Below are 8,188 nucleotides of genomic sequence, written 5' to 3'. Positions count from 1 at the left end.
CCTCGGAATTCGCAGACTGGGCTGGGGCTGTATCGGGCAAGCTTGGTCAACGAACAGAAAAAGGGTTTGAGGTGGTTGATGCCGGAATCCAGATTTTTGAAAAAAAAAGTGAAGGAGTCCAAACCAGATGTAGCGGCGGCTGAAGCTGGCGCAAGTTCATAGATGTGTCTCAAGCATTCATAAACAAATTTCTAAGTCTGCAATATCTCATTGCAGACTTAGAAGCACTTTCAGTTGGCGATTCAACGAAATCCTAAATTCGTGGAATGCCCTAGAAGGTAGTAAAAATGAAAATTGCCAAGTAATTGTCAAGCGGCGCTATTCGCCTTAAAAGGGTTTAAGTAATAATCGACTAAAAAATTTGGTTAAGGCGCTCAACCCTTGCTATGTAGTCTTTTTGTTGGTTAATCAAACATTCCCAGCAATTGAATAGTAGTGTTCTATGCTACTTGTCACCCGAATTTACTTAGAAAGTGAATCCACACCAAAAAACGACTACCTAATAAGTCTGTGGTACAAAGAACTGTTCATTTCGAGGTGGTCTGACATAGCTATCGGCAGACTTCCGGGGAGATAGTTCCAGGGGTTGTGGAGTCATATCCACGTAGGGAATCTTGCTGAGGATGTGGTAAACACAATTTAAGCGAGCGCGTTTTTTGTCGTCTGCTTCGACGGTGAACCAGGGTGCTTCGGGAATATTGGTGTGGGCAAACATGACATCCTTGGCTTTAGAGTATTCCACCCAGCGATCGCGCGATTCGAGATCCATCGGACTGAGTTTCCACCGCCGAGCTGGATCAGTGGTTCTCGATTGAAAGCGCCGTTCTTGCTCATCATCGCTAACAGAAAACCAATACTTCAATAAAATGATGCCCTCACGCACCAACATCCGTTCAAATTCTGGACAATCTTGCATGAAATGCTTGTACTGTTCTTGTGTGCAAAAGCCCATCACATTTTCTACCCCAGCACGGTTATACCAACTGCGGTCAAACAAAACAATTTCACCCGCAGCAGGCAGATGGGTTACATAGCGTTGGAAGTACCATTGGGTCTTTTCACGATCGCTGGGCGTGCCTAAAGCGACGATACGGCAGCCACGCGGATTTAACGGCTCGGCAATGCGTTTAATCGTACCCCCCTTACCTGCGGCATCCCGTCCTTCAAAAATAATGACGATGCGCGCACCTGTAAACTTTACCCAATATTGCATTTTGACCAGTTCTAATTGCAGTTTGGCTATTTCTTTTTCGTAGAAACGACTAGATATTTTAGAACTTCCTTCACCTTCAGTCGTGTGTTTTTTCAGCTTTTTCGCGCTCTTTTTCTTAGTTTTTAGCGTTATGAGCGGGGATTCTATAGCTTCTTTAATCGGATTTCCATTGTCTTGCTCAGTGTTCATAAAATTTTTTGGGGTTAACCTTTAGAGACGATAATGAATTGATAAGATTTTGATGTAACGATTACACGAAATAGCCCTTTGGTGTAGTGCAGCTATATATTAGGGTATTTTTGAGAAATTTCGTTAGTGGGTTTCTATGACAGCACAAGGATTCCAGGATTAAGAAATATTTCGCCAACACTCTTGGTGTCCCGGCACTCACCCTACTAGAGCAGCTAATAAATGGTTAGTTGCACCGCCATGATGAGATAATCACAATGATGAGACAACAACAGCCATATCAAAAAAATCTTTATGAGTAACACACAACCAGTAGAATTACCCCTTTGGGTACGAGACCGGGAAGAAGTAATCGCGGTGGATGCTGCGGTTGAATGGCGAGAGGGAAGACCAGATTATTCCCATACTAATCAATTTCGCTCTCAAGAGCGTCAGTGCAACCATGCCGAAGGTTCTCTGAATGCGATCGCTCATAATCTTGTGCGAACTTTTGAGATGGAAGCCACCCACAAAATCAATCCACAGCAATGGCTTTCTGTTGTGACTGAGAAATTTCGCATGAGTACCAATGGCGGCAAGCAATATACAGCACAAGATATAATTGATGCCGGAACTTACAACCTCTTTTTAGGCGATACAGAACATTATCGTTCAACAAAGGAAACCTTTGATTCCTCCTATAACTTATTTCATACAGCTTTTCCTGAAGGATTTCATTGGGAATTAATCGAAGTGTTATCACCTCCTCCTAATGTTGTCTTTAAGTGGAGACATTGGGGGCAATTTAAGGGGAACTTTAAAGACTTTGCTCCTACAGGTGAAACCATAGAAATAATTGGATTAAGTGTTGCTTGCGTTACCGAAGAACTTAAGATTGAATCGGTAGAACATTTCTTTGATAACAGTGCTTTTCTCAACAAATTAACCGCTTCTGGATGTCCCTTTCACTCTTGAGGAAGCGGATAAAGTAGGTTAACCGACATTTCTACACCAGCGTCTACAAGGCAAGAATAAATCCAACAAAGCGCACTCTCTGCTTTGAACTTTTGAACTACTTAGAGAGAAACGAAATTATCTTGGCTCAACAACTTAATCACTTCACCCTGTAATGGAGTAGCAAGACTCCATTTTCATAGATATAGCTGTTGGCAAGTTCTAAAGCAGTTTGCCCTATTACTCCAGAAAAAAGTGGAATGCCTGAACCCATCAAAAAAGGGTTGATTTTCAGAATTAAAAGCTTAAACGCGCACCATACCATCCCAAATGTGGTTTGAGTGTGTCTCTCAATCGGTTAATCTGGTTCATAGAGGTTTCTTTGATTGTGTAGTAACTTTCTATCAAACCCTTTCTCTGTCTCCCTTGCAAGCTTTTTCTCTATTTTTTGTCCTGTACAGAGATGGGTTTATACCGCACTGCAAAATTAGCTTCACTGATAATTGCCTCTATCTTGTTAGTCTGGATGTTATCTCCCACAACCATCGTACCCCCGACCGCTCCTGTCGAGGCAATCACGATTTATGTCACAGACTACGGTTGGCATTCCAGGCTGGTGTTACCCAGTCGTAACGGTAGATTAATTCAGTACGCTTATGGTGATTGGAATTATTTTGCCCTCAACCAGCAGGATTTGATGAATGGGTTGGCGGCACTTTTTTTACCAACTCAAGGTACTCTCGGACGGCGAACATTTAGTAACACATCTCAGTTTGAGCAAATGATGCAACGGGAAAATGCCAGTATATTAAGTTTAAAAGTAGGACAAGCTCATGTAACACGGTTACTGAAATTATTAGATGAACGTTTTAACCGCCATCTTGAAACGCGCATCGAAAATTCACAAACTGGTTTAACTTTCGTTCAAGATAACCAAGACTATACCTTGTTATATAACAGCAATCATGAATTAGCTGCATGGCTACAAGATTTGGACTGCCAAATTCATGGCTTGATTATCTGGGCAAATTTTCGGGTGAAGACCAACCCTAAAACCCAATCAAAGAAACCGTCTAGGGCATTACACCAAATTGATAAATCGTGTAGTCTCTACTGTTAATAGCCCCGACCTTGCAACAAAGGTGAACAGCATTGGCTACTGAATCCTTTGTCAATCAATCTTTCGAGCAAGTAAGTTCTACCATTGCTTAATTTTTGCTTACTGCTACTAAAATTCATAGAGAAAATCCTCATAAAGACTATGAGGGCATTCATTTATATCTATGTCATGACCATGCTACAACACCGCTTCAAACAGCCTGATGTGGAACTCTGAGCCGAGGAAGTAACATGATTAAAGATGAGAAATTATGGAAGCGAACAGACCATGATTACTAAAGAAGAAATTACCATCAAAGTCCCATCTGAGGTAGCAGAGGCATACCGCAATGCCACGGAAGAAGAACGGGAGCAAATTGAAGCCCGGATTGCAGTGTTACTAAAGTCTTCAATGACTTCCAGGCAAGAAGCCATTGCCAAGCTTAGGCAGACAATGGATGATATTGGCAAACGAGCCGCCCAAAGGGGTTTAACGCCAGAGATTTTGGAGTCAATCTTGCCAAATTTAATCGGTATATCACGCCAGAAGAAAGAAACGAATTCCTGGTAGATTTATCTGAGACTGTACAGTTCATTAAAGTAACTGAACAGATTAACGAATGTCGAGATCCAAAAGATAACAAATATCTAGAATTAGCAGTTAGTGGAAAAGCAGAATGTATTGTGACCGGAGATGATGATCTGCTGGTGCTAAAACCCTGGAGAGGCATTGAGATTCTCACTGTTCAAGAATTTTTAGCTAAGAACTAGCGAAAATAGCAGCGATGAGCAGCATAATTAATGGCAGTAAGCTCAAAGCAAAGCTGAAAAATATTAGGCAGAATCAATGTTGATTGGTATTTTAAACAGAAAGGGTGGGTGTGGAAAATCGACAACAGCAGTCCATCTTGCTCACTGGTTAGCGCAGAGAAAGTATAGTGTGATGGTTATTGACTCGGATGGACAAACAAGTTCCAGTCAGTGGTTAACAAAACTTAACTTACCCTCTTTAGTTATCAATGATCCTGATGATATCTTTGACCAAATTGCGCTGTATTCAGCACAGTATGAAGCAGTTATAGTAGATTCTCCAGCCGTCCTTGGTGAAACAGCTAAAGCTGTATTGCTGAGTGTTGATTTAGCCTTAGTACCTGTGCAGCCATCAAATCTCGATTTACTAGCAACTAAAGATATTGTCCGTCTGGTCAACCAAGCTCAGAAAATCCGCAAAGGGACTCCCAAAGCAGCGATGTTTTTAAGTCGGGCTGCAAAAGGAACTGTATTGCTGAGGGAAGCCCAAGAGGTTTTATCCCAAACCGAAGGGCTGACTTTGCTGAAGCAAGTGATTTATCAGCGACAGGTTATTGCTGATGCCCCAGGACAATCTGCTACCGTTTTTAATATGTCTGGTGATGCGGCATCTCAAGCTGCAAGAGAATATGAGCAGCTATTCGAGGAGGCTTTGAGTTATGGCAAGGCGTAATAGCTTGAAAGATGATTGGAAATTTGATGCTGATTTGTCTAATGTTCATGAAATATCAATCGATTCAATCATTCTTCCCTCAAACCAACCTCGCCGCTATTTTGATCTTCAAAAGCTTCAACAATTAAAGGAGTCAATTTCCAGACATGGAATTTTAGAACCGTTATTAGTTCGTCCTGTAGAAAAAAATGGTCAGTATGAATTAGTAGCAGGAGAACGACGTTATCGGGCTGCAAAAGAAGCTGGTTTGACTTTAGTTCCTGTAACTGTAAGAGAATTAACTGATGATGAGGCAGTTCAGCTTGCACTTGTTGAAAACCTACAACGTGAAGATTTGAATCCTGTAGAGGAAACAGAAGGAATTCTTCAGCTATTAAGTCTCAAACTTAAAATTGATGTTGCAGAGGTTACTTCTCTTCTTTACCGAATGCGGAATGAAGTGATTGGTAATACTAATCAAAACGTTTTGATTAGTTCTGAAGCCTTGAGAATTCAAGCTATTTTTAATGATCTAGCATTTATTGCATGGGAGTCTTTCGTTACAACTAGGCTAACATTACTGAATTTACCAAGTGAAATTCTTGAAGCCCTGCGAATTGGCAGAATCGCATATACTAAAGCCCAAGCGATTGCTCGCTTAAAGGATGAGGACAAGAGAAAAGAATTACTGGAAGAAGCGATAACTCAAAACTTATCTCTTGCCCAAATCCGAGAGCGGCTCAAAGCTGTCCGCCCTCCCAAGGAAGAACCCCAAACGCTAAAGCAGAAGATGCAAGATATTACCCATCGTTTTCAAAAAGCAAAAGCCTGGGATGACCCGAAAAAACAGAAAAGATTAGAAAAGTTGTTGATACAAATGGAAACCATACTAGCTGAGGATTAATTATATGACTATCAAAGAAATTCTGCTCCAAGAAATTGAATCTTCTCCAGAGTCACTTCTAGAAGAAACTCTTGATTTTCTGCGTTTTTTGAAAACCAAACAAACAGTTAAAAAAGATACTCAATCACCGTACATTAAGCCAGAAATAGGAAGTTCCGATACCCTACCTCAACCAGAAGAAACCCCGATAGACAGTTCTCAGCTACCCTACCGTCCGGCTTCCGGTCGCTCCATTCTCAGACACGCAGGAACTTGGGCAGGTGATGACTTTGATGAGTGTCTTCAGTCTGTTTACGCGACTCGTGGTAAAGCCAAATTCGATTATGATGTAAATCCTTTTGAGTAATGTACCTGCTAGATACTAACCACTGTAGTGCTATCATCCTGATACCGTTGGCGAAATATTGCTTAACAAAAAAACGGCGGATTTACCGTGTATTACATGGTAAGGAGAATCACATTTCTCCGTATATTACACGGTAGAGAAAAAATTAAGTTAGCTGCCTCAATAATCAATAAACTAGAAGAAATACTTGTGGAGGCAGTATATGTGCTTACATCCCGAAGAAATTCCTCCTATTCCCAATGAAACGGTACGCATAGCCAAGGCCGCATTTCCAAAAGGTAATTTATATATGCGACTGCGTGATGAACTTGGGGTGTTTTATCAGGATGAAGATTTCGCATCACTGTATCCACAACGGGGTCAGCCAGCGCAAGCACCTTGGAGGTTGGCGATGATCCTGGTGATGCAGTATTTAGAGAATCTCTCTGATAGACAAGCTTCCGTAGCAGTGCAAGGGCGGATTGATTGGAAATACGCTTTGTCGTTGGAGTTGACAGACCCCGGTTTTGACTTTAGTGTTTTGAGCGAATTCCGTGACCGATTAATCACAGGTGGAGTTGAGCGGCAAATACTAGACTTGATGCTGTCGAAATTTCAGCAACTCAAACTACTGTCAGCAAGGGGAAAACAGCGCACTGACTCAACCCATATATTAGCTGTAGTCAGGGAACTAACAAGACTGGAGATTTGGGGGAAAATCTGCGGTATGCCTTAAATGCTGTGGCTGAAGTCGCACCCATTTGGTTGAAGTCACTAGCTCCCGCCGAGTGGTATGACCGCTATAGCAAACGTCTTGAAGATTCTCGACTCCCTAGAACACCTGCCGAACGGAAAGCATTAGCCGAGATTATAGGTGCGGATGGTTTTCATTTACTCGATAACATCTATTCCCAAACTTCCCCGATTGAACTGCGACAACTGCCAGCCGTAGAAGTTTTGCGTCAAGTTTGGTTACAGCAATACTATGCACCAACTCCTAAACTATGCACCAACTCCTAAGATTCAGTTACGCAGCGACAAAGATGGCCCACCCGGAGCAGTGCGAATTCGCTCACCCTATGACTTAGATGCCCGTAACAGCACCAAACGCGCTACCCACTGGACAGGGTACAAAGTGCATTTGACAGAAAGTTGTGATGAAGATTTACCCCATATCATCACTCAGGTAGAAACTACGCCAGCCACAACGCAAGACCAAACTGTTGTTCCTTCAATTCACCAAGCCTTAGCCCAAAAAAACCTTTTACCTCGGCAACATTTAGTTGATCAGGGATACACCTCCTCTCAATTGCTTTCTAGCTCCTTGCGCGACTATGACATTGACCTGTTCGGCCCAGTTGCGGTTAATGGTGCATGGCAAGCAAAAGCAGGACTTGGATTTGATGTGTCTCACTTTCGAGTCAACTGGAAGCGAAAAGTAGTGTATTGTCCTCAAGGTAAGCGCAGTAGTCGATGGAAAAATACTCTCGATGTTTATGGACATCCAGTAATTCACGTTAACTTCCGTACAAAAGACTGCAAGAAGTGTCTGGTTCGCTCTCAGTGTACCCGTTCTGCTAACGACCCACGAGCGTTAACCATACAAGCACAACCAGATTACGAAGCCCTTCAAAAAGGCAGAGAGCGACAAAAAACTGAGGAATTCCAAAAACAGTATGCACTGCGCTCAGGTATTGAAGGAACTATCTCTCAGGGTATCCGAGCTTTTGAATTGCGCGATTGCCGTTATATTGGGTTAGCTAAAACTCATCTACAGCATATTGTGATTTGAAAGAAAAAATGAGATTTTAACTCATGATATGCTTCAAAAATGAGTATCCGGTTTATAGTTCACTTTTAGTTTTCGAGTTTTTTACCAATAATGATTATCGTGTAAGGTATAAAACCACTGATAAGAGAAAGGTTCATATCAACCCTTCAGCTTGATTATTATTATTAGAGCTATCTTTAAAATAAATTTTGTGAGAAAATAAACAGAAAAATATAATTGTGTGTATAAATAATGACAAGTCCCCTAGAAAGAATAGAATTATATCCCCAGGA

11 protein-coding genes are annotated in these 8,188 nt (G+C 41.7%); 10 read left to right on the top strand and 1 reads right to left on the bottom strand.

The window, feature by feature from the left end:
* Positions 1 to 499: 499 nt before the first annotated feature.
* A complete protein-coding gene (gene ppk2, locus H6G14_RS32255; protein WP_190572963.1) occupies positions 500 to 1,402 on the bottom strand; it encodes a polyphosphate kinase 2 in 903 nt (300 codons plus the stop codon).
* 294 nt (positions 1,403 to 1,696) lie between these two features.
* Here ppk2 and H6G14_RS32250 point away from each other — a divergent pair, with 294 nt between their 5' ends.
* From H6G14_RS32250 to H6G14_RS33890, 10 genes are all read left to right on the top strand, one after another.
* Positions 1,697 to 2,356 carry an ester cyclase gene (locus tag H6G14_RS32250; protein WP_190572961.1) on the top strand — a complete coding sequence of 220 codons (660 nt, stop codon included), beginning with the start codon at positions 1,697 to 1,699 and terminating at the stop codon, positions 2,354 to 2,356.
* 442 nt (positions 2,357 to 2,798) lie between these two features.
* On the top strand, positions 2,799 to 3,455 hold the full coding sequence (locus H6G14_RS32245) for a DUF2459 domain-containing protein (protein ID WP_242054301.1): 657 nt from the start codon (positions 2,799 to 2,801) through the stop codon (positions 3,453 to 3,455).
* A gap of 267 nt (positions 3,456 to 3,722) precedes the next feature.
* Complete coding sequence (locus H6G14_RS32240) at positions 3,723 to 4,004, top strand: hypothetical protein (protein WP_338421253.1); 282 nt, start codon at positions 3,723 to 3,725, stop codon at positions 4,002 to 4,004.
* Positions 3,971 to 4,204: a putative toxin-antitoxin system toxin component, PIN family gene (locus H6G14_RS32235; RefSeq protein WP_338421254.1), complete on the top strand. Its 234-nt coding sequence runs from the start codon at positions 3,971 to 3,973 to the stop codon at positions 4,202 to 4,204. The genes H6G14_RS32240 and H6G14_RS32235 overlap by 34 nt, the downstream gene beginning before the upstream one ends.
* Positions 4,205 to 4,280: 76 nt before the next feature.
* Positions 4,281 to 4,916, top strand: coding sequence for an AAA family ATPase (locus tag H6G14_RS32230; RefSeq protein ID WP_190572956.1), 636 nt, complete (start codon positions 4,281 to 4,283; stop codon positions 4,914 to 4,916).
* Positions 4,903 to 5,799 carry a ParB/RepB/Spo0J family partition protein gene (locus tag H6G14_RS32225; RefSeq protein ID WP_190572954.1) on the top strand — a complete coding sequence of 299 codons (897 nt, stop codon included), beginning with the start codon at positions 4,903 to 4,905 and terminating at the stop codon, positions 5,797 to 5,799. The genes H6G14_RS32230 and H6G14_RS32225 overlap by 14 nt, the downstream gene beginning before the upstream one ends.
* A gap of 4 nt (positions 5,800 to 5,803) precedes the next feature.
* Positions 5,804 to 6,145 (top strand): DUF2281 domain-containing protein, encoded by a 342-nt coding sequence (locus H6G14_RS32220; protein WP_190572951.1) that lies wholly within the window; start codon positions 5,804 to 5,806, stop codon positions 6,143 to 6,145.
* 202 nt (positions 6,146 to 6,347) lie between these two features.
* A complete protein-coding gene (locus tag H6G14_RS33900; RefSeq protein WP_242054300.1) occupies positions 6,348 to 6,860 on the top strand; it encodes a transposase in 513 nt (170 codons plus the stop codon).
* Complete coding sequence (locus tag H6G14_RS33895) at positions 6,833 to 7,144, top strand: hypothetical protein (protein WP_242054299.1); 312 nt, start codon at positions 6,833 to 6,835, stop codon at positions 7,142 to 7,144. The genes H6G14_RS33900 and H6G14_RS33895 overlap by 28 nt, the downstream gene beginning before the upstream one ends.
* Entirely contained in the window at positions 7,110 to 7,916 is an 807-nt protein-coding gene (locus H6G14_RS33890) for a transposase (RefSeq protein WP_242054297.1), read from the top strand. The genes H6G14_RS33895 and H6G14_RS33890 overlap by 35 nt, the downstream gene beginning before the upstream one ends.
* The last annotated feature ends 272 nt before the right edge of the window (positions 7,917 to 8,188 follow it).

Source organism: Nostoc parmelioides FACHB-3921, from assembly GCF_014696625.1.
Classification (GTDB): Bacteria; Cyanobacteriota; Cyanobacteriia; order Cyanobacteriales; family Nostocaceae; genus Trichormus; species Trichormus parmelioides.
Note: the sequence above shows the minus strand (reverse complement) of the source record. Positions and strands in the feature narration are given on the sequence as shown.